This window comes from Nocardia sp. NPDC003999 (assembly GCF_053604885.1).
This window is the reverse complement of record NZ_JBSGIB010000001.1, coordinates 317,924-337,406: the sequence shown is the minus strand read 5'-3', so window position 1 is coordinate 337,406 and position 19,483 is coordinate 317,924. Positions and strand designations below refer to the sequence as shown.

Below are 19,483 nucleotides of genomic sequence, written 5' to 3'. Positions count from 1 at the left end.
ATGGCGCACCATTGCCCGGCATACTGTCTGCGATGTTGTCGCGGTGGGGATGTGGACGAGTACCTCGGGATGGGAGAGCCAGGTGACCTGGGCCGAAGGGAGCGAGAACGCCCCGCGCCGAATCGGATTGGTCGAGGACCACGAATCGGTCGCGATCGGTCTCGCCGCGATGCTCGCGCGGGAAACGGATCTCGATCTGGTGCTGACCGCGGGCACCGTGCCGGAACTGCTGTCCGCCGCCGACGGCGCGCCGAAGCTGGATCTGGTGGTGCTGGACCTGCGGCTGGCCGACGGGTCCTCGCCCGAGGACAATGTGCGCGCCCTGCGTGACCGCGGCATCGAGGTGCTGGTCTTCACCGGCGCGGACAACGCCTTCCTGGTGCGGTCCGCCGCGCGCGCCGGGGTGCTCGGTGTGGTGCGCAAGTCCGAGGACGTGCCGACGGTCGTCGCCGCCGTGCGCCGTGCGGCCAGCGGCGAACAGGTGGTCACCACCGACTGGGCGGCCGCCATCGACGGCGATCCGCAGTTGTCCGACGTGGGCCTGAGCCCGCGCCAGGAGGAAGTGCTCACGCTGTACGCGTCCGGAGAGAAGGCATCCCGGGTCGCGCGGTTGACCGGCCTGTCCGAGCAGACGGTCAACGACTACCTCGGCCGGATCCGGCAGAAGTACGCCGACGCCGGTCGTCCGGCGCCCACCAAGACCGACCTCTACAAGCGGGCGGTGGAGGACGGGTGGCTGCCGGTTCCCGAGCGGCAGCCGCGCGGATGACCGCGTCCAGCATGCTGGACACTCCGTCGCACCCCCGTTCCCGCCCGCTCGACCGGCCGCGTGCGAGCCGTTGGCGTCGCGGAGTCGTCGCGCTGTCCAGGGAGAAGGTCTCCGAGGGCGCCGCCGATCGCATCCTGCGCCGGTTCGGTTTCGCCATCGGCATCGCCGGCGTGATCGCCGCGATCGTGGAACTGCCCGAGATCGCCGATCAAGGCCGTTTCGTGCCCGTTCAGTGGACGATCGTCGAGGTGGTGCTGGCGTTCGGACTGTTCCCGGTGCTCGCGGTCGTTTCGGTCGGTATGGGCCCGCGCGTGATCCAGCGGGTGGCCGGTGCGGCGGCGGTGAGTTTCCTCGGGGCGATGGCGGTGGTTCCGGTGGCGTACGCGGCGCCGAATGCCGAAGCGGCTTCGGTGTGGCTGTATCGGGTGTTGGCACTCGGCGTGCTCGCGGCCGTGCTCGCCTGGCGTCCACCGCTGGCCGTGGCCTACCTGGTGGTGGGTGCGGCGTTCAGCGCGCTGGCCAATCTGGTCGTGCTGCGGGAGACCACCGCACTCGCGCTGCTGGGCGATTTCGCCAGGGCGGCGGGACTGAGCGCGCTGTTCCTGTGGTGCGTGATCTATGCCAGGGCGGCGGCGGCCCGAGTGGATCGTGAGTCGGCGATCGAGAGCAGCCGCGCGGCGGCGGTCGCGGGCACGGCGGCCCGGGAACGGGAACGAGCGCGATTCGCCGCGCTGATCCACGACGCCGTGCTGTCCACTCTGCTGGATGCCTCTCGCACCGGGACCGAATCTCCGGTGCTGCGCCGCCAAGCTGAACGGACCCTGGAACAACTCGACGAGTGCCGGGGCGCCGAGATCGAACCCGACCGGCTGGACGCGCAATCCGCGATCGGGTTCTTGCGCTCGGCCGTGCACGAGGTGAACCCCGGTATCCGGTTCACCACGCGGCGCTGGGCCGGATTCGACGATCTGCACCTGCCGGTGGACGCCGCGAGCACGATCGCGGCGGCGCTGGCCGAGGCCGTGCGCAACAGCCTGCGGCACGCCACCGTCGTCGGGCGAGAGGTGCGCCGGACCGTCACTGTGACGATCAGCGCCGGCGGGATTCGCGTAGTGTTCCGCGACGACGGAGCGGGCTTCGACCTGAGCGCGGTGCCCGTCGATCGGCTCGGCATCTCGGTGAGCATCCTGGGCCGCATGCGTCAGCTGTCCGGCGGCGCCGGGTTCGTGGAATCCGAGCCGGGCGAGGGAACGACCGTGACGCTGGTGTGGGGCGGAAATGGCTGAGACGGAAACCGAATTCGGGTTGCGCGATCTGCTCGGGCTCCGCGACCGCGCGGCCTGGTTGTTCCTGGTCGTGCTCGAAGCGACCATCGTGCTGTACATGGTCCGGAACTTCTCAGAATCGCCGGTGGCCGCGGCGGTCGCGGCACTGGTCGTGCTGGCGCTGGCCGGTGTCGTGGTGATGGCGGCGCCGACCGACCCGCTGCCTTGGCCCGCGACCGTGTTCGTCGCCGCCTCCGGACCGCTGGCCACCACCCTGACCTCGTTCGATGTCGAGCACGGTTGGTCGAAGCAGGTGTGGACGGCGTTCGCCGCGTCCTACGTGCTGGCCGTGCTGGTGCTGCGCGGACGATCGGCCGCGGCCTGGCTCGGTGTCGCCGGCATCGGCGTGGTGATCGCCGTGGTCGGTGTGGTGGCGGGCCTGCGGGAGGGCGTCGTCGTCGGTTCGATCGTGCCGGTCGCCACGGTCGCCGGGGTTTCCCTGTTCGCGGCGATCATGCGGCCCACCCAGCGATCGCTGCGGCTGCTGCGCGACGAAGCGGCCATGCGCGCCGCCGCCGAAGCCGCCATGGCCGCGGAGAACTCCGAACGCACCCGTCAGCTGGCTCGGTTGGACGCGGTGGCGCGCCCGATCCTGGAACGCATCGCCGACGGCGACGAACTCACCGCCGCCGAGCGGGAACAGTGCAGGCTCCTGGAAGCCGAACTCCGCGACGGGCTTCGGGCCCCGCAGCTGGCCACCGATCAACTCAACAGCGCCGCCCGCGGAGCGCGCTCCCGCGGTGTCGAGGTGATCCTGCTCGACGACGGCGGTTTCACCGGCGTCCCGCATCGGGTGCGCCAGCAGGTGATCGACGCCGCCACCAAAGAACTGGACGCCGCCAATGACGGTTCGGTCACCGTCCGCATCCTCCCGACCGGCCGCCGCATCCTGGCTACCGTCCTGGCTACCGCGTCGGACCGCGACCGCCGCACGGAGATCGACGCCACGGGCGCGGTCACGGTATCCACCTGACCTGTCGGTGCCCCATGGCATCGTTGTCGGTTATGCGGAAGATGGGTGCGGCGGCGGCGCGGCGAACGGCGTTGGCGGCGCAGGGCTTCGGGGCGCGCAAGCCCGGTCGGATCACGCGGCGGACGGTGCTCGGCGTGCTGGACCGGACGCAACTGCTGCAGCTGGATTCGGTGTCGGCGGTGGTGCGGGCGCATTACGCGCCGGTGTTCAGCCGGATCGGGCCCTACGACCGCACGCTCCTGGATCAGGCCGCGTGGAGCAACGGCTCGCGGCGGCCACGGTCGCTCGTCGAGTATTGGGCGCACGAGGCCGCGCTCATCCCGGTCGAGGACTGGCCGCTGCTGCGCTGGCGGATGCGGCGCTACGAGCACGGGCGCTGGTCCGGCATGCGCAAGGTGGTCGAGCGCAATCCGACCTTGGGCAAGGACATCCTGGACGTGATCACCGCGGTGGGCCCGGCCACCGCGGGTGAGGTGGAGCGTCACCTGGAGCTGGACAAGCCGCGGCCGAAGGGCTCCTGGTGGAATCTCAGCGATACGAAGATGATCTGCGAGCAACTCTTCGCGGCGGGCGCGCTGTCTGTGGCCACGCGTGTGGGGTTCACCAGGCACTACGACCTGACCGAGCGGGTGCTGCCCGCCGAGGTGCTGGCACGCGACGTCACCGAGCAGGACGCCGTTCGTGAGCTCGTGCTGCGTGCCGCCACCGCGCACGGCATCGGCACCGAAGCGGACCTGCGGGACTACTACCGCCTCCAACGCACCCAGACCGAACCCGCCATCGCCGATCTGGTGGACGCGGGCGAGCTGATCCCGGTGGAGGTGGCGGGCTGGGGGAAACCGGCTTATCTGCGGGCGGGCACTCCCACGCCGCGTCGCATCGAAGGCGCGGCGCTGCTGTGCCCGTTCGACCCGCTCATCTTCTTCCGCGCCCGCACGGAGCGGATCTTCGACTTCCACTACCGCATCGAGATCTACACCCCGGAACACAAACGGGTGCACGGGTATTACGTCTTCCCGTTCCTGCTCGACGGCGAACTCGTGGGCCGCGTCGATCTGCGGGCGGAACGCGCGAACGGCCGGTTGTGGGTGCCGGCCGCGTTCGCCGAGCCCGGCTACGACACTCCGGCCACCGCGCAGGCCCTCGGCGGCGCGCTGCGCGAGCTGGCGGACTGGCTCGAACTGGACGAGGTCGCGACAGGCGAACGCGGCAATCTCGCCGCATTGCTGTAGCGCGTTCGGGTCAGATGTCTCGTTTGGGCCCGTACCCGCGCATCTGATCGCGCAATGCTCCGTGGACGGCGCTCGACAGCCACGAGTTCAGGGACTGACCACTCTGTGCGGCAGCCTCTTCCGCACGCGCCTTCATCTGTTCCACCAGCCGCAGCGTGACCCTGCTGATGTCCCCGGTCATCTCCTCGAAGGAGGGGCTCTGCTCGCCCACCGTGCTCTTGCGCACATCGATGGAGGCGTCGGTGCCGTCGACCGAGACGTGCACCGTGCGGTCGCCGAGCGCGGCGCTGACCTCGGCGGCGAGGTCCGACAGCGCGGCGAGCAGCACCAAGCGGGCCGGGCCTTCCGTCGCCGCGGCCAGTGCGGCCGCCGTGGCCTGCGTCTTCTCGTCACCGAGCGCCGCGGCGGCGATCAGGCTCTCGCGCAGTTGGCCGGTGTACTTGTTCAAATCCATGATGTCAGTGTGACGTCATGAATGACATCAGGCAAGCGGCGAAATGACATCATCTCACCGTCGTCGATATGGATTCGCGTCCTTGTTGCGGCCTGATCGCCGACGACGGTGTCGAGGGCGTGTCCCCGACCGGGTAGCCTTTCTGACCATGAAGAACGGTGAATCGACGCCAACGGAGCTGCGTGCGTCCGGCACGGTAGGTGTCGCTATGGTGACCCCCTTCAGCGCCGACGGCAAGCTCGACGTCGATGCCGGGGTCGCGCTCGCGGCCCGCCTGGTCGACCGCGGCGTCGACCTGCTCGCGATCTCGGGAACCACCGGTGAATCGCCGACCACCACCGAATCGGAGAAGGCCGATCTGCTGCGCGCCGTCGTCGACGCCGTCGGCAAGCGGGCGACCGTGATCGCGGGGGCGGGCACCTACGACACCGCCCATTCGATCGAGCTCGCGCGCAACGCGCAGCGGGCGGGTGCGCACGGTTTGCTCGTGGTGACGCCGTACTACTCCCGGCCCTCGCAGGAGGGACTGATCGCTCATTTCACCGCCGTCGCGGATGCCACCGATCTGCCGGTCACGCTGTACGACATCCCCGGACGGTCGGTGGTGCCGATCGCCAGCGACACCATCCGCAAGCTCGCCGAGCATCCGCGCATCGTCGCGGTCAAGGACGCCAAGGGCGACCTGAACATGGGCGCCGAACTCATCGCGAGCACCGGTCTGGCGTTCTACTCCGGTGACGACGCGCTCAACCTGCCCTGGCTGTCGGTCGGCGCGGCCGGATTCATCAGCGTCATCGGACATCTCGCGCCCGAACGGCTGCGCGCGCTGCTGGAGGCGTACACGGCGGGCGAGGTCGTGCGCGCCCGCGAGATCAACACCACGCTGCTGCCGCTGCACGCCGCGATGGCCAGGCTGGGCGGCGTCGCGATGAGCAAGGGTGGTTTGCGGCTGCTCGGCGTGGAGGTCGGCGAACCGCGCCTGCCGCAGCTGATGCCGACCGGTGAGCAGCTGGAAGCGCTCGCCGCGGACCTGCGAGCGGTCGGAGTGCTTTCGTGAGCGAGTCCCTACCCCGTCGCCGCCGTCGCGGCGCGTCCCGTCCCGCCGGAGCGCCCGTCCCCGCCGCACCGGCCGAGCACACGCCGCCGGAAACCGTCGCGCTGCCCGAACCGGCACTCGACGAGACGACGGTGCCCGCCGTTTCAGCCGAGCGGCCCGCGCCCGTGCAGGCGCGTCGAGAGACCAGGACGCAGGATGCGGGATCCCGGCGAGCGGGCCGTGGACGGGGACAGTCCGGTGCGCGGCGGGTCGAAGAGCCTCCGGCGCAGGCGGATCCGATCGCCGCGCACGACCGGCTCGGCGCTCCGCCCGCCCTCCCCGAGAACGGCCTGCGCGTGGTCGCCCTCGGCGGCATCGGCGAAATCGGCCGCAATATGACGGTTTTCGAGTACGGCGGCCAACTGCTGATCGTCGACTGCGGCGTGCTGTTCCCGGAGGACCAGCAGCCCGGTGTCGACCTGATCCTGCCGGACTTCCGCCCCATCGAGGACCGGATCGCCGACGTCGTGGCCGTCGTGCTCACGCACGGGCACGAGGACCACATCGGGGCGGTGCCGTTCCTGCTGCGGCTGCGGCCCGACATCCCGGTCGTCGGCTCGAAGTTCACCCTGGCGCTGGTCGCCGCGAAGTGCCGGGAACACCGCCTGCACCCGAAGCTCATCGAAGTGACCGAGGGGCAGCACACCGCGCACGGCCCGTTCGGCTGCGAGTACTTCGCCGTCAACCACTCCATTCCCGACGCGCTCGCCGTCGCCATCCGCACGCCGGCCGGCGTCGCCCTGCACACCGGTGACATCAAGCTCGACCAGCTTCCGCTGGACGGGCGGCTCACCGACCTGGCCGGATTCTCCCGGCTCGGTGACGAGGGCGTCGATTTGTTCCTGGTGGACTCCACCAACGCCGAGGTCCCCGGCTTCGTCACGCCGGAGCGGGAGATCGGCGGCGTGCTGGACTCGGTGATCGGCAAGGCACGCGGCCGGGTCATCGTCGCGTCCTTCGCCAGTCACGTGCACCGCATCCAGCAGGTCGTCGACGTGGCCCAGAAGTACGGGCGGCGGGTGTGCTTCGTCGGCCGCTCGATGGTCCGCAATATGCAGATCGCCCAGGATCTGGGCTATCTCACCGTGCCGGAGGGCGTGGTCGTCGACCTCGACGTCGCCGCCACCTTGCCCGGCCATCGCTTGGTGCTGATCTCGACGGGTTCGCAGGGCGAGCCGCTGTCGGCGCTGTCGCGGATGGCGCGCGGCGACCACCGGCAGATCAACATCCGCCCCGACGACCTGGTGGTGCTGGCCTCCTCGCTCATCCCGGGGAACGAGAACTCGGTGTTCGCGGTGGTCAACGGCCTGGCTCGGCTCGGAGCCACGGTGATCACCCAGCAGAACGCCAAGGTGCACGTCTCCGGGCACGCCTCGGCGGGCGAGCTGCTGTACCTGTACAACGCGGTGCGTCCGACCAACGCGATGCCGGTGCACGGCGAGTGGCGCCACCTGCGTGCGAACGCGGCGCTGGCGGTGGCGACCGGGGTGCCGCAGGAGCGGGTGGTGCTCGCCGAGGACGGCGTGGTGGTCGACCTGGTCGACGGCATAGCCTCGGTCGTCGGACGGGTGCCGGTGGGACACGTCTACGTCGACGGGCTTTCGGTAGGCGACGTCGGGGAATCGACGCTGTCGGACCGGCTGGTGCTCGGCGAGGGCGGTTTCATCGCCATCACCGTCGCCATCGACGAGACCACCGGCAAGGCGGTGAGCACGCCGGAGCTGAGCGGACGCGGCTTCTCCGACGATCCCACCGCACTGGTCGATGCGGCCGAACTGGTGGAAGCCGAACTGCTGCGGCTGGCGGGCGAGGGCGTCACCGATACCCACCGCATCGCGCAGGGCGTGCGCCGCGTAGTGGGCCGTTGGGTGGCCGATACCTACCGTCGTCGTCCGATGATCGTGCCGACGGTGATCGGCGTCTGACCTTCCGCACAGCGAAAAGCGCCGGGCAGCCCAGCTGCCCGGCGCTTCTCACGCGGTAGCGGCTTACTCCTGGCAGGCCGCGGACTCGATCTTCGCGCTCTTGACGATGTTGCAGGCGAAGGTGTGGTCGACCTTCCACTGGCCGCCCTCGGACACGAATTGGATGAACGCGCTGTCCACCGGGGTGCCGTCGATGGTGACCTTGGCGTCGGCCTTGAGCTTGCCGTCCTTCGGGTCGCCCACGTTGGTGACCTCGACGGTGACCTTCTGCTTCTTCGCGGCGTCGACGAGGTTGGCGACCAGATAGGGATCCTGCTCGGCGGCCTGGATCCAGCTGATCTTCTCGGTGTTCGGCACGTTCGGGTCGAACGCCTTCTGCAGCCGCTCGTTGAGCTGCTGCGTGGTGGGCTTCGGCAATACGGGCGAGGACGGCGTGGTCGGCGCGGAGCCTGCCTCCTTGTCGCCCTTGCCCGAGCCGCCCTCCAATTCACCCGCGGGGTGCCCGGGAGCGGCGCTGGTGCTCGGGGACGAGGAGTCGTCGTTGGAGGCGCAGGCGGTCAACGAGCACGCCAGTGCGGTGAGGACGACGGCCACGGTGGTCCGGAAAGTGCGGTGCTTCACGTTGTTTCCTTCTCGAATTCCGGGCGTCAGCCGTGGTTGGACGTGCAGTTCCAGTGCACGATGTAGGCATCGGAATCGTTGTGCGCCAAGGCCTGGCCCTGCGCGCTGCGCCGCGACGACGCGTACCCCCAGCTCCAGGTGCCGGTGCCGCTGGAGTACGCCACGGCGCCGCAGCCGTTGCGGAACCAGACCACCGACTGGCAATCCCCTGCGCCACAAGAGTTGATCGCGCGTTGCTCCGCGGCAGCCGAGTTCGGGTAGTCGTAGGAGTACCCGATCAGACCGGTGGAGGTGGACAGCGCGATCGCGCCGTAGTTGTTGGTGTAGGCATTCGCGGCAGGCGCGCTGACAGCCAGCGCGGCACCTACCGCCGCGAGCGCGGCCACACCGGTAGCAAACTTCTTCACGAGGATTTGCCCCTTCTTGTCATTGGCCCACGACCCGATGGACCGAGTGACAAGGTACAGAGCCGATTCTCATTACGCTAGCCGGAGATTTCCCGGCAGGGAGAGCCGCGAATGCCATGCTATGGATGCACGTCGATCGGCGTGGCGCCAAGTGTGGCCCACGGTCAGCTGCCTCGCAACCCGGAGGCGGAACTCACGCTGCCTTTTTGTGCGGTGAAAACCGCTGAACCGCAAGGTCGTAACGATCCGGTTCCGGATGAGGCCGAGGTGCGGCAGTGCTTCGGTTTCCGCGGTCGGCCGCGCGCTGCGGTCAGATCCCGGTGGGGGATCGGCTGGTGGCGCGGCGGTTGCGGTGATCGCGGTGCGTCGCGCCGCGCGGCGGCATGGCCGAGCGGTCGGTATGTTCAGGGTGTGACTATGGCACAGCGGGAACGCCGGGGAGTCGTCGAGGCGATGGAGGCCGCGGGACCGGACGCGCGGACGCTCTGCGGTGCGTGGACGGTGCGGGACTTGGCCGCGCACTTGGTGGTTCGCGAACGGCGGCCCGACGCCGCGCCGGGCATCCTGCTGAAGCCGCTTGCGGGGTATCTCGAGCGCGTGCAAGCGAAGGCGGCGGGCAAGCCGTTCCCCGAACTGCTGGAGCTGGTGCGTACCGGCCCACCGTGGTGGTCGCCGCTGCGACCGGTCGACGCCGTGGTCAATCTGTCGGAGATGTTCGTCCATCACGAGGACGTGCGCCGCGCCGAGCCCGGTTGGCAGCCACGTGAACTGCCCGCGGCCGACGAGGAACAGCTGTGGTCGGTGCTGCGCAAGATGGCCAGGATGGCCTACCGCAAGGCGCCGGTCACGGTGGAGCTGGCGACGCCGGACGGCAGGCGCACGGTGGTGCGGTCCGCCGCCGAGGACGTCGTCACGCTGACCGGCAAGCCGTCGGAACTGGTGTTGCATGCCTTCGGCCGGGACGAAGTGCGGCTGGAGACCGCCGGATCTCCCGAGGCCGTTCGGGCGGTACTCGAGTCCGACCGGTCGTTCTGATTTCCGCGCCGCCATCCCGTCGCGCGGGACCGGGGGATCGGCGAAAAGCCGCCAGAGGCGCAACGGCGCCAGTGTTGCGGATGGTCCGGATGGGGCGATTGCGGCTAGCCTGGGGCCATGGCAGGTAAGTCCCGCAGCACCACGACCAGTCGGGCGCGGGCGGGATCGGCGCGGGGGAGGACCACTGCGGCGCGGTCTCGCGCGGCCACGCCCCGCACGGCCACGCCCCGCACAGCCACGCCCAGGGCGACCGCCACGCCCCGCCGACGCGCCACCGCCGCCCGGCGCCCGGCGCGCCGTCCGTCCGACACGGCTCCGCTGACGGTGATCACCCGGGGTATCGGCAGCGGCTGGACCATGCTGGCCCGCGGGCTCGGCGCCACCACACGCGCCCTGAGCCGTGCGGGCGAGATCGAACACGGACATCGGCGCGACGGCGTAGCGCTGGCGCTGATCGCGGTGAGCGCCGTGATAGCGGCGGCGGTCTGGTTGTCGGCAGGCGGTCCCATCGGCCACCTGGTCGAGGACGTGATCCGTGCGATCTCCGGATCGGCCTCCGCATGCCTGCCGTTCGTCGCCTCCGGAATCGCCGTCGTCCTGATGCGCACCGAACCGCGCCCCGAGATCCGGCCGCGGCTTGTGCTCGGCGGCCTGCTGATCGGCCTGCCCGTCCTCGGGCTGTGGCACATCGCCGCGGGCGCCCCCACCGACGCGCACGGGCGTTCCCGCGCAGCCGGTTTCGTCGGCTTCGTGACCGGCGGGCCGCTGACCGACGGCCTCACCGCCTGGCTCTCGGTCCCGATCCTTTTGCTGGCCATCGTCTTCGGCGCGTTGCTGGTGACCGGGACGACGGTGCGCGAGGTCCCCGCCAAGCTGCGGCGCTACCTCGGCACCGAGACAGGTGGCGACGAATACGGCGAATTCGACGGTGAGCGCAGGGACTACGACCCGGCCGACTACGACGCCGACGGATTCCCGGTGCATCGCGCCACCGCCAAGCGGCGCGGTCGCACGCCCGCGGAGAACTACCCGCCCGACGAGTTCGGCGATCCCGACGCGGTCACCGAGTCGCTGGGCGAGCCCCCGCTGCGCGACGCCAAGCAGATCGGGGCCGAGGAACCCGCGCCGAAACCGAAGCCGAAGAAGCAGCGTCCCGCCGCGGTGGTGGAGGATCAGACGCCACCGCCGCCGAAGCAGCTGGAGTTCGTCACCGACCGTGAGGTCGAAGGCGACTACACGTTGCCGCCGTTGTCGCTGCTGACCGACGGGGATCCACCGAAGAAACGCAGCGCCGCCAACGAATCGATGATCGAGGCGATCACCGAGGTGCTGGTGCAGTTCAAGATCGACGCCGCGGTGACCGGGTTCGTGCGCGGCCCGACGGTGACACGCTACGAGGTCGAACTCGGGCCCGGCGTGAAGGTGGAGAAGATCACCGCGCTCGCGCGCAACATCGCCTACGCCGTCGCGACCGAGAACGTCCGGCTGCTCGCGCCGATCCCCGGCAAGTCCGCCGTCGGCATCGAGGTGCCCAACGCCGACCGCGAGCTGGTCCGGCTGGCCGACGTGCTCAAGGCGCCCTCCACGCGTACCGACCACCATCCACTGGTGATCGGTCTGGGCAAGAACATCGAGGGTGAGTTCGTCTCGGCGAATCTGGCCAAGATGCCGCACCTGCTGGTCGCCGGTTCCACCGGTTCGGGTAAGTCCAGCTTCGTGAACTCGATGCTGGTGTCGCTGCTGCAGCGGGCGACGCCGGACGAGGTACGGATGATCCTGATCGATCCGAAGATGGTGGAACTGACGCCGTACGAGGGCATTCCGCACCTGATCACGCCGATCATCACCCAGCCGAAGAAGGCCGCGGCCGCCCTGGCCTGGCTCGTGGAGGAAATGGAGCAGCGCTACCAGGACATGCAGGCCAACAAGGTGCGCCACATCGACGACTTCAACAAGAAGGTGAAGTCGGGGGCGATCACCGCGCCGCTGGGCAGCGAACGGGTGTACCGGCCCTACCCGTACATCCTCGCCATCGTCGACGAGCTGGCCGATCTCATGATGACCGCTCCGCGCGACGTGGAGGACGCCATCGTCCGCATCACGCAGAAGGCTCGTGCGGCCGGCATCCACCTCGTGCTGGCCACGCAGCGGCCATCGGTGGACGTGGTAACCGGTCTGATCAAGACCAACGTGCCCTCCCGGCTCGCCTTCGCGACCTCCTCGCTGACCGACTCGCGCGTCATCCTCGACCAGCCCGGCGCGGAGAAGCTGATCGGCATGGGCGACGGCTTGTTCCTGCCGATGGGGGCGGGCAAGCCGACCCGGTTGCAGGGTGCGTTCATCAGCGACGAGGAGATCCACGGCGTCGTCGACTTCACCAAGAACCAGGCGGAGCCGGAATACCAAGAAGGCGTCACCGCCGCGAAGGCGGGCGAGAAGAAGGACGTCGACCCCGATATCGGCGACGATCTCGACGTCTTCTTGCAAGCGGTGGAACTCGTGGTCACCTCGCAATTCGGGTCCACCTCCATGCTCCAGCGCAAGCTGCGCGTCGGCTTCGCCAAGGCAGGACGGCTGATGGACCTCATGGAGACCCGGGGCGTGGTCGGCCCGAGCGAGGGGTCCAAGGCGCGCGACGTGCTGGTGAAACCCGATGAACTGGAAGGGTTGCTGTGGTCGATCCGCGGCGGCGGGGACGGCGGCGACTCCGACGAGTCGGAGTGATCCGGCTGGTTCCCTCGGCGAGATTCGAACTCGCATCTACCGGAATCTAGGTCCGGCGCCTCTACCGATTGGGCTACGAGGGATCGGTCGGGGTTCCAACCTGAAGGATTGACGGACGGAGGGATTCGAACCCCCGGTCGGCGGTTTTGGAGACCGCTGCTCTACCGGCTGAGCTACGTCCGTTCGCACGAAAAAGGGGTCGCTCCTGGCGATTCGCCGCGGAGTGACCCCTTTCGATACGGTCTGCGAAAGACACGTTCAGGGGCGGCTCCGCGCGGCTCGCCAGGAGACGGACCAGGCCGATAGCGCGGCGCCGGTGCGCGAGACATCGCTCGGCGACACCTGTCGCTCCGCCGTCCCGGTCATCGTCTCGCCTTCCTGTGGTCTGATCTTCGCCGGCTCAGAAGGTAACACCGGATGTCGGTGTTGGGAACCGCTTTTCCCTAGCCGAAGACCCTACCCGGTCAGTTCTTCCGTGCCTGAAGGGTATAGCTCAACGGTAGCCTTTCCGGGTGCCGGGTCAGCCGCCATTCACCGTCCCGGCCCGTTGTCATCAGGCCGGGCAGCGCGTTCCACGGAACACTGCGATGTTCGACCAGGCCGGTCAGCGTGAGGTCCGCCGCGGCAGCGCGGTCACGACCTCGCCGAGAGGTTCCATTCGTGCGTGGTGGTCCGGCTGAACCAGGCGTCGGTCTCGAAGTAGGCGGTGCGGTAGTCGTCGGCCACGAACGTCGACGGTGGCACGAACGGCCGGGTGAACGCATGTGGAATTATGGTCGGCAATCACCTCGCTATCGCGCAGTAACGGACAAATCGGGCATTATGGACATCATGTTCCTCGATCGGCACGCCGCATGCACGTAACCGCACTCGAATGGGGGATCACCGTCGTGGTGATCCTCGGCCTGTTCGTCTTCGACTTCTACGCCCACGTGCGCACTCCGCACGAGCCGACGTTCCGGGAATCCGGCTTCTGGTCCGGGGTCTACATCGGGCTGGCGCTGCTGTTCGGCGGCGTGGTCGCCTGGCAGTGGGGTTCGACCTACGCCGGGGAGTACTACGCGGGTTTCGTCACCGAGAAAGCGCTCTCGGTCGACAATCTGTTCGTCTTCCTGATCATCATGTCCACCTTCGCGGTGCCGCGGATCTACCAGCAGAAGGTGCTGCTGATCGGCATCGTGCTCGCCCTGGCCATGCGCGGCGCGTTCATCGCCGTCGGCGCGGCCGCGATCGGCGCATTCAGCTGGGTGTTCTACCTGTTCGGCATGTTCCTCGTCTACACCGCGGTCAAGCTGCTGCGCGAGAGCGGCCACGAGGTCGAGGTCGAGGAGAAACGAGACAGCCGGATCGTCGCACTGGCCAAGCGGGTCCTGCCGACCACCGATGAATACGACGGCGACAAGCTGGTGACCAGAGTGGACGGACGCCGGGTGGTCACGCCGTTGTTGCTGGCGCTACTGGCCATCGGGTTCGCCGACCTGCTCTTCGCGCTGGACTCCATCCCAGCCATCTACGGACTGACCGAGCAGCCGTACCTGGTCTTCACCGCGAACGCGTTCGCGCTCATGGGCCTGCGGCAGCTGTACTTCCTGATCGGCGGATTGCTCGACCGGCTGGTGTACCTGTCCTACGGACTGGCGGCGATCCTGGCGTTCATCGGCATGAAGCTGGTGCTGCACGCCCTGCACGAGAACACGTTGCCGTTCGTCAACGGCGGCGAGCACGTCGCGGTCCCGGAGATCTCCACGTCGGTCTCGCTGGGTGTGATCCTGGTCATCCTGGTGGTCGCGACGGTCGCCAGCCTGCTCCGCACGCGGGTCCGAGCGGACCGGTAGCCGCTCAGGGCGCGAAGGCGCCGAAGACGGGAGCCCATTCCACGGCGCGGACCTCGTCGATGAGGTTCGCGCGGGCGAACGGGTCCTGGGCGAGCAGGTCCTTCAGCTGTCCCGCGTCCGGCGAGCGGAAGAGCAGCAGCGCTCCGGACCCGTCCGGGTACGGACCGCTGCTCAGCAGGGTGCCCGACTCGAGCAGCCCGGCCAGCCAGGCTCGGTGCTCGGGTCGGTGGACGTCGCGGTCTGCGGCGGTGGCCTCGGAATAGGCGTAGTGGACGGCGAAGATCGGCACGGGTATCGCTTCCTGTGGGTTGGGCTCAGAGCGTCAGCAGCATCCGAGTATTGCCGAGAGTGTTCGGCTTCACATAGCTCAAGTCGAGGAACTCGGCCACGCCGGTGTCGTAGGAGCGACACATCTCGGCGTACACCTCGGCGGTGACCGGCGTGCCGTCGATCTCGACGAAGCCGTGCCTGCCGAAGAACTCCACCTCGAAGGTCAGCACGAACAGCCGTTCCAGCTCGAGTTCGCGCGCCACCGCGACGAGACGTTGCACGATGAGCTTGCCCACACCGCTGCCCTTGACGTCGGGATGCACCGCGACCGTGCGCACCTCCCCGAGATCGGCCCACAGCACGTGCAGCGCGCCGCAGCCGACCACGCGGCCGTCGAGTTCGGCGACCCAGAATTCCTGCACCGCCTCGTAGAGGGTGACCAGGTTCTTCTCCAGCAGGATGCGGCCGGCGTAGACGTCGACGAGGCGTTTGATCTCGGGCACGTCGGAGGTTCGCGCGCGTCGGACGACCGGGAGGGAGCTCTGCGCGGCCGAAGCCGCGCCCGGATACGCGTCGCTGGTCGAACCACCTAGTGGTCCCCGAGAGGTCATGGGGTGCACAGTAGTCGGCTCGGCTACCGATAGTCTGAACGTGTGCCGCAGATCCACTCGTCCAACTCACCGCATCGCGCCGGGCGGCGCGGCGGTCCGACGAGGCGGCCGTGAGCGAGCCGATCGCCGGTGAGGCGATGGCATGAGCGTGCAACCCGACGAGACGGACCGCCCCTGGAGCGCGCCCGCCCCGATCCGTCCCGGCTTCGCGCCCGCGCAGGCCGAGAGCGGCCCTCCGCTGCTGAACATCGCGAACGTGCTCACCATGTTGCGCATCGCGATCGTGCCGCTGTTCGTCGTCGCGCTGTTCGCCGGAGATGGTCACCAGACCGGTTGGCGGATCGCCGCCGCGGCGCTGTTCGGCCTCGCCGCGATCACCGACCGGTTCGACGGGCAATTGGCTCGCAAATACGGGTTGGTGACCGATTTCGGCAAACTGGCCGATCCCATCGCGGACAAGGCGCTGATCGGGTCCGCGGTGATCGGCTTGTCCGTGCTCGGCGACCTGGCCTGGTGGATCACGTTGGTGATCTGCGGCCGGGAGATCGGCGTCACACTGCTGCGTCTGATCGTCGTGCGGCGCGGAGTCATTCCCGCAGGGCGCGGGGGAAAGCTCAAAACACTGGTCCAGTCGGTGGCCATCGCCATGCTCCTGCTGCCGCTGTCGGGCTGGGTCGCCGGTATCGGCATGCTGCTGATGTATGTGGCGGTCGCGCTGACCGTGGCCACCGGCCTCGACTACGTCGGTCAGGCGGCCCGGGTGTGGTTCGCGGGCGGCCCGGGGCGGAACCGCGGCGCATGAGCGATCCGCTGGTCGCCGACGTGCCCGCCATCGATCTCGTTCGTGCGCTGGTGACTGTGCGGCAAACGGTAGCCACCGCGGAATCGCTGACCGCGGGTCTGCTCGCCGCGACCATCGCCGGGGTACCGGGCGCCAGTGCCGTGCTGCGCGGCGGGTTGGTGGTCTACGCCACTGACCTCAAGCACAGCCTCGCGGGTGTCGACGCGGAGGTCCTCGCGGCCGAAGGCCCGGTGGCGGCGAGCACCGCCGAACAGCTGGCCGTCGGCGCGCGCACGCGCTGCGGCGCGGACTGGGGTGTGGGGCTGACCGGCGTGGCGGGCCCCGATTCCCAGGACGGGCACCCGGTCGGCACGGTCTTCCTCGGACTGGCCGGTCCCGGGCACACCGAAGTGATGCGGTTGAAACTCCCCGGCGACCGGTGGACGATCAGAATCGGTGCGACGCGCACGGCGGTGGCGGAATTGCTGCGGTGTGTGCGGGAGGCGGGCACGGACCCGGCCGACCGCGTCGGGCGGAGCGGCTGAGGTGCTTCCGGCGGGAACCATCCACCCCGGTTCCGACGTTGTGCCAGAAAGAACGGCATGCGTGGGGTCGGCGATCGCGTCGGCCCCGCGACCGGGAGCGAAGGAGAACGAGATGACGCTGCTGCGAGAGGCGATCGGGGACAGTCTGCGGCGTGCGCGTCTCGCCCAGAGCCGGACCTTGCGCGAGGTGTCGACATCGGCGCGAGTGAGTCTCGGCTATCTCTCCGAAGTCGAGCGGGGTCGCAAGGAGGCCTCCAGCGAACTGCTTGCCGCCATCTGCGAAGCGCTGGACGTCCCGCTGTCGCGGGTGCTGTGGGATGTGAGCACGATCATGGCCGGTGTCGACGCGGCGACGGCCGGCGCGCCCGCGGACGAGGCCGCGGCCGCCGCGGCCGAGCCGGAGCGGACGGCGGCCGAGTCCGCCGCGCAGGCCGAGTCCGCATCCGCGGCGGCAACCATGTCGGCCGACGCCGCGGCGCGGCCGCTGCCGCTGGCGGAGGACACCCGGATCGTCATCCCGGCTCCGCGATCGGACATGTTGGTCCTGGTGAAAGGTGCGTGACCGGCGACGAGTTGCGGCCACGGCGGCAACGCTGCGGGCCGGTGCGGAAAGCGGATAGATTCTCCGTAGGCGTCGGTTGGGCCGGGTTCGCCCGGCCCTGGTGCCACATGGTGGAGGATAGGCACATATCGGGTGCGTGACGGTCGCGCACTGGAGTCGCGCCGGAGCGCGGCATGTCAGATGGAGGCGGGATCAATCGATGGCTAATCCGTTCGTCAAGGCCTGGAAATACCTGATGGCCCTCTTCGACGCGAAGATCGAGGAGCACGCGGATCCGAAGGTCCAGATTCAGCAGGCTATCGAGGAAGCCCAGCGGCAGCATCAGGCCCTTTCGCAGCAGGCCGCCTCGGTCATCGGCAACCAGCGTCAGCTGGAGATGAAGCTGAACCGGCAGCTGGACGAGGTCGAGAAGCTCAACGCCAACGCACGTCAGGCCGTCCTGCTGGCCGATCAGGCCACCGCGGCGGGCGACACCGAGAAGGCGATCCAGTACACCAACGCCGCCGAGGCGTTCGCCGCGCAACTGGTCACCGCCGAGCAGTCCGTCGAGGACCTGAAGGTCCTGCACGACCAGTCGCTGCAGGCGGCCGCCCAGGCGAAGAAGGCCGTGGAGCAGAACGCGATGCTGTTGCAGCAGAAGGTCGCCGAGCGCACCAAGCTGCTCAGCCAGCTGGAGCAGGCCAAGATGCAGGAGCAGGTCTCCGCCTCGCTGCAGCAGATGGATTCGACGCTGTCGGCGCCCGGCAGCACGCCGAGCCTGGACGCGGTGCGCGAGAAGATCGAGCGCCGCTACGCCAACGCGCTGGGCGCAGCGGAACTCGCGCAGAATTCGGTGCAGGGCCGCATGCTCGAGGTGCAGCAGGCCAGCATCCAGATGGCCGGGCACAGCAAACTGGAGCAGATCCGCGCGTCCATGCGCGGGGACCAGTTGCCCGCCGGTGGCGCCCAGCCCGCCATCAATCCGGCACAGGCGGGTTCGGCACAGCCGCAGATGAACAAGGGACAGGCCGCGCAGCAGTAGCCGCCTCCGGGTGTTCGGCGAACACGTGTCGGTGGGGGCTGGTTCACTGGAGGACAAGGCGTGGGGACCCGACCGGCCGGCCGTCGGCCGAGTCGGGTCCCGGTCTGTCCGATGTGTGCAACCGGTGGGAGAGAAGGTATGAGCGGCAGTGCATTTCGCGAGCGTCGGCCCGAAACGCGGCGCCTGCGCGGGACGGCGATGATCCGGGCCCAAGCCGCGCTCGCGCCACAGCCGGGCAGCCTGCCGGACAGTCTTCGCGAAGTCGGTGAGAACGCGCTCGTCGCCGTGCGGCGCTGGGCCGATCCACGGGAGCGGGAGCTGCGCCGCCGCCGCAGGGCCCGCCGCCGCACCTTCCAGCTGGGCACGGTGTCCGGCCTCACCACAGTGGGAACCGTTGGCCTCGTCGCCCTTTCGGCGCCGGTGTGGGCCGTGGTCGTGGTCGGCGGCGGCGCGGTGGCACTGGTCACCGGCGCGGCGCTGAGCACTCGTCGCTATCTGCGACTGCGGGGAGCGCCGCTGCCGCATGCGGCGTTCCTCCCGCGTAAGCAGCCACCGGTATGGTCGAACGCCCGGCCGTCGATCGCGCGTCTGGTGCGCGCGGAGAAGGCCTTGCACGGCTTGGGCGTTCAGATCGCCCGCTCGCATCGGCTGCCCCCGGACGAACTGGCCGACATGCTCGAGACCGCCGCCTCGGGCGCGGCGGCGCTCCATGCGCTGGCTGCCGACATCACGGCGATGGAACAGGGGCTCGGGGCCATCGGAAGCGCGAATTCGCCCGCGGCGGTGGCGCTCACCGAGAATCTGCGGCTGATCCTGGCCAGGCTCGACGCGGGCGTCACGGAGTACGAGCAGGTGGTGGCCGCGGCGGGCCGGATTCTCGCGGTGCCGGAGACCACCGTGGTGCGGCACAACTTCGACACCATCGTGGCGGATCTGCGCCACGCCTCCGACCGGCTGGACGGGTGGGCGCAGGCCCTCATCGAGGTGGCCGACAAATCGGTGCCCGCGTCGCCGCGGCCACCGATCTGATCCGGGCCGGTCAGCTCGGCCGGTCCCGGCGGCGAAGTTCCTCGGCCCTGGCCCGAAACGCCGCGCCGACGAGTTCGCGGCTCTCGGCCATGAGGTCGAGCACTTCCCACGACGCTTTGCGGGCGGCCGATCCGACGATTCCCGCGATCGCCGAACCGTGCCGCCGGGCCGCGGCCGCGAGTTCCTGTGCCAGCTCGTTCGTCTGTTCCATCGGGGTCCCGGCCGTCAGAGGAGATTCAGTGCATGACTGTGTGCTGATTGGGGTGTC

20 protein-coding genes and 2 tRNA genes are annotated in these 19,483 nt (G+C 69.4%); 14 read left to right on the top strand and 8 right to left on the bottom strand.

Going from position 1 to position 19,483, the window contains the following annotated elements; translation table 11 throughout:
- The first annotated feature begins 49 nt into the window (after positions 1–49).
- The 4 genes from ACWESM_RS01645 to ACWESM_RS01630 are packed head-to-tail and all read left to right on the top strand — an operon-like array spanning position 50 to position 4,299.
- A complete protein-coding gene (locus tag ACWESM_RS01645; RefSeq protein ID WP_355071007.1) occupies positions 50–769 on the top strand; it encodes a response regulator transcription factor in 720 nt (239 codons plus the stop codon).
- On the top strand, positions 733–2,055 hold the full coding sequence (locus ACWESM_RS01640) for a sensor histidine kinase (protein WP_355070173.1): 1,323 nt from the start codon (positions 733–735) through the stop codon (positions 2,053–2,055). The genes ACWESM_RS01645 and ACWESM_RS01640 overlap by 37 nt, the downstream gene beginning before the upstream one ends.
- Complete coding sequence (locus ACWESM_RS01635) at positions 2,048–3,067, top strand: hypothetical protein (RefSeq protein ID WP_355070174.1); 1,020 nt, start codon at positions 2,048–2,050, stop codon at positions 3,065–3,067. The genes ACWESM_RS01640 and ACWESM_RS01635 overlap by 8 nt, the downstream gene beginning before the upstream one ends.
- A gap of 32 nt (positions 3,068–3,099) precedes the next feature.
- Entirely contained in the window at positions 3,100–4,299 is a 1,200-nt protein-coding gene (locus ACWESM_RS01630) for a winged helix-turn-helix domain-containing protein (RefSeq protein WP_452490690.1), read from the top strand.
- A 10-nt stretch (positions 4,300–4,309) separates the two neighbouring features.
- Here ACWESM_RS01630 and ACWESM_RS01625 read toward each other — a convergent pair whose 3' ends face one another.
- Positions 4,310–4,753: a hypothetical protein gene (locus ACWESM_RS01625; RefSeq protein WP_356961457.1), complete on the bottom strand. Its 444-nt coding sequence runs from the start codon at positions 4,751–4,753 to the stop codon at positions 4,310–4,312.
- Between the two features lie 148 nt (positions 4,754–4,901).
- Here ACWESM_RS01625 and dapA point away from each other — a divergent pair, with 148 nt between their 5' ends.
- Complete coding sequence (gene dapA / locus ACWESM_RS01620; RefSeq protein WP_364426881.1) at positions 4,902–5,810, top strand: 4-hydroxy-tetrahydrodipicolinate synthase; 909 nt, start codon at positions 4,902–4,904, stop codon at positions 5,808–5,810.
- Entirely contained in the window at positions 5,807–7,774 is a 1,968-nt protein-coding gene (locus tag ACWESM_RS01615) for a ribonuclease J (protein WP_452490688.1), read from the top strand. The genes dapA and ACWESM_RS01615 overlap by 4 nt, the downstream gene beginning before the upstream one ends.
- 63 nt (positions 7,775–7,837) lie before the next feature.
- Here ACWESM_RS01615 and ACWESM_RS01610 read toward each other — a convergent pair whose 3' ends face one another.
- Both ACWESM_RS01610 and ACWESM_RS01605 read right to left on the bottom strand, forming a co-directional pair.
- Positions 7,838–8,395, bottom strand: a complete 558-nt coding sequence (locus tag ACWESM_RS01610) for a hypothetical protein (protein ID WP_355070182.1) — start codon at positions 8,393–8,395, stop codon at positions 7,838–7,840.
- A 26-nt stretch (positions 8,396–8,421) separates the two neighbouring features.
- On the bottom strand, positions 8,422–8,802 hold the full coding sequence (locus ACWESM_RS01605; RefSeq protein ID WP_355070184.1) for a DUF4189 domain-containing protein: 381 nt from the start codon (positions 8,800–8,802) through the stop codon (positions 8,422–8,424).
- A 411-nt stretch (positions 8,803–9,213) separates the two neighbouring features.
- Between ACWESM_RS01605 and ACWESM_RS01600 the strand changes: the two genes are divergently transcribed.
- Positions 9,214–9,837, top strand: a complete 624-nt coding sequence (locus tag ACWESM_RS01600) for a TIGR03085 family metal-binding protein (protein ID WP_364426873.1) — start codon at positions 9,214–9,216, stop codon at positions 9,835–9,837.
- A 117-nt stretch (positions 9,838–9,954) separates the two neighbouring features.
- Positions 9,955–12,561 (top strand): DNA translocase FtsK, encoded by a 2,607-nt coding sequence (locus tag ACWESM_RS01595; RefSeq protein WP_364426870.1) that lies wholly within the window; start codon positions 9,955–9,957, stop codon positions 12,559–12,561.
- Positions 12,562–12,567: 6 nt separating this feature from the next.
- On the opposite strand, the gene ACWESM_RS01590 is transcribed toward ACWESM_RS01595, so the two are convergent.
- Positions 12,568–12,644: transfer RNA gene (locus ACWESM_RS01590), tRNA-Leu, on the bottom strand.
- Positions 12,645–12,671: 27 nt separating this feature from the next.
- Positions 12,672–12,744: transfer RNA gene (locus tag ACWESM_RS01585), tRNA-Trp, on the bottom strand.
- Positions 12,745–13,415: 671 nt separating this feature from the next.
- Between ACWESM_RS01585 and ACWESM_RS01580 the strand changes: the two genes are divergently transcribed.
- Positions 13,416–14,396 carry a TerC family protein gene (locus ACWESM_RS01580; RefSeq protein ID WP_355070191.1) on the top strand — a complete coding sequence of 327 codons (981 nt, stop codon included), beginning with the start codon at positions 13,416–13,418 and terminating at the stop codon, positions 14,394–14,396.
- A 4-nt stretch (positions 14,397–14,400) separates the two neighbouring features.
- Here the strand turns inward: ACWESM_RS01580 and ACWESM_RS01575 are convergent, their stop codons facing one another.
- Entirely contained in the window at positions 14,401–14,685 is a 285-nt protein-coding gene (locus ACWESM_RS01575; RefSeq protein ID WP_355070193.1) for a YciI family protein, read from the bottom strand.
- 25 nt (positions 14,686–14,710) lie between these two features.
- Positions 14,711–15,277 carry an amino-acid N-acetyltransferase gene (locus ACWESM_RS01570; RefSeq protein WP_355070195.1) on the bottom strand — a complete coding sequence of 189 codons (567 nt, stop codon included), beginning with the start codon at positions 15,275–15,277 and terminating at the stop codon, positions 14,711–14,713.
- A gap of 142 nt (positions 15,278–15,419) precedes the next feature.
- On the opposite strand from ACWESM_RS01570, the gene pgsA reads away from it, so the two are divergent.
- The 5 genes from pgsA to pspM all read left to right on the top strand — a co-directional run bounded on the left by pgsA (position 15,420) and on the right by pspM (position 19,215).
- On the top strand, positions 15,420–16,079 hold the full coding sequence (gene pgsA / locus ACWESM_RS01565) for a CDP-diacylglycerol--glycerol-3-phosphate 3-phosphatidyltransferase (RefSeq protein ID WP_364426864.1): 660 nt from the start codon (positions 15,420–15,422) through the stop codon (positions 16,077–16,079).
- Positions 16,076–16,603 carry a CinA family protein gene (locus tag ACWESM_RS01560; protein WP_356961469.1) on the top strand — a complete coding sequence of 176 codons (528 nt, stop codon included), beginning with the start codon at positions 16,076–16,078 and terminating at the stop codon, positions 16,601–16,603. Before pgsA ends, ACWESM_RS01560 begins: the two co-directional genes overlap by 4 nt.
- Before the next feature lie 112 nt (positions 16,604–16,715).
- Positions 16,716–17,165: a helix-turn-helix domain-containing protein gene (locus ACWESM_RS01555; RefSeq protein ID WP_364426860.1), complete on the top strand. Its 450-nt coding sequence runs from the start codon at positions 16,716–16,718 to the stop codon at positions 17,163–17,165.
- A gap of 199 nt (positions 17,166–17,364) precedes the next feature.
- Entirely contained in the window at positions 17,365–18,186 is an 822-nt protein-coding gene (locus ACWESM_RS01550; RefSeq protein ID WP_355070202.1) for a PspA/IM30 family protein, read from the top strand.
- Positions 18,187–18,324: 138 nt separating this feature from the next.
- Entirely contained in the window at positions 18,325–19,215 is an 891-nt protein-coding gene (gene pspM / locus ACWESM_RS01545) for a phage shock envelope stress response protein PspM (RefSeq protein WP_355070204.1), read from the top strand.
- Positions 19,216–19,225: 10 nt separating this feature from the next.
- Here the strand turns inward: pspM and ACWESM_RS01540 are convergent, their stop codons facing one another.
- Positions 19,226–19,426, bottom strand: a complete 201-nt coding sequence (locus ACWESM_RS01540) for a hypothetical protein (RefSeq protein WP_067809022.1) — start codon at positions 19,424–19,426, stop codon at positions 19,226–19,228.
- Between the last annotated feature and the right edge of the window lie 57 nt (positions 19,427–19,483).

What these genes read in the sequence shown, in the direction of transcription:
- ACWESM_RS01645 (WP_355071007.1), top strand. Translation starts at nt 50, where the DNA reads ATGTGGACGAGTACCTCGGGATGGGAGAGCCAGGTGACCTGGGCCGAA.
- ACWESM_RS01635 (WP_355070174.1), top strand. Translation starts at nt 2,048, where the DNA reads ATGGCTGAGACGGAAACCGAATTCGGGTTGCGCGATCTGCTCGGGCTC.
- ACWESM_RS01630 (WP_452490690.1), top strand. Translation starts at nt 3,100, where the DNA reads ATGCGGAAGATGGGTGCGGCGGCGGCGCGGCGAACGGCGTTGGCGGCG.
- ACWESM_RS01625 (WP_356961457.1), bottom strand. Translation starts at nt 4,753, where the DNA reads ATGGATTTGAACAAGTACACCGGCCAACTGCGCGAGAGCCTGATCGCC.
- dapA (WP_364426881.1), top strand. Translation starts at nt 4,902, where the DNA reads ATGAAGAACGGTGAATCGACGCCAACGGAGCTGCGTGCGTCCGGCACG.
- ACWESM_RS01595 (WP_364426870.1), top strand. Translation starts at nt 9,955, where the DNA reads ATGGCAGGTAAGTCCCGCAGCACCACGACCAGTCGGGCGCGGGCGGGA.
- ACWESM_RS01580 (WP_355070191.1), top strand. Translation starts at nt 13,416, where the DNA reads ATGCACGTAACCGCACTCGAATGGGGGATCACCGTCGTGGTGATCCTC.
- ACWESM_RS01570 (WP_355070195.1), bottom strand. Translation starts at nt 15,277, where the DNA reads ATGACCTCTCGGGGACCACTAGGTGGTTCGACCAGCGACGCGTATCCG.
- pgsA (WP_364426864.1), top strand. Translation starts at nt 15,420, where the DNA reads ATGAGCGTGCAACCCGACGAGACGGACCGCCCCTGGAGCGCGCCCGCC.
- ACWESM_RS01560 (WP_356961469.1), top strand. Translation starts at nt 16,076, where the DNA reads ATGAGCGATCCGCTGGTCGCCGACGTGCCCGCCATCGATCTCGTTCGT.
- ACWESM_RS01555 (WP_364426860.1), top strand. Translation starts at nt 16,716, where the DNA reads ATGACGCTGCTGCGAGAGGCGATCGGGGACAGTCTGCGGCGTGCGCGT.
- ACWESM_RS01550 (WP_355070202.1), top strand. Translation starts at nt 17,365, where the DNA reads ATGGCTAATCCGTTCGTCAAGGCCTGGAAATACCTGATGGCCCTCTTC.
- pspM (WP_355070204.1), top strand. Translation starts at nt 18,325, where the DNA reads ATGAGCGGCAGTGCATTTCGCGAGCGTCGGCCCGAAACGCGGCGCCTG.
- ACWESM_RS01540 (WP_067809022.1), bottom strand. Translation starts at nt 19,426, where the DNA reads ATGGAACAGACGAACGAGCTGGCACAGGAACTCGCGGCCGCGGCCCGG.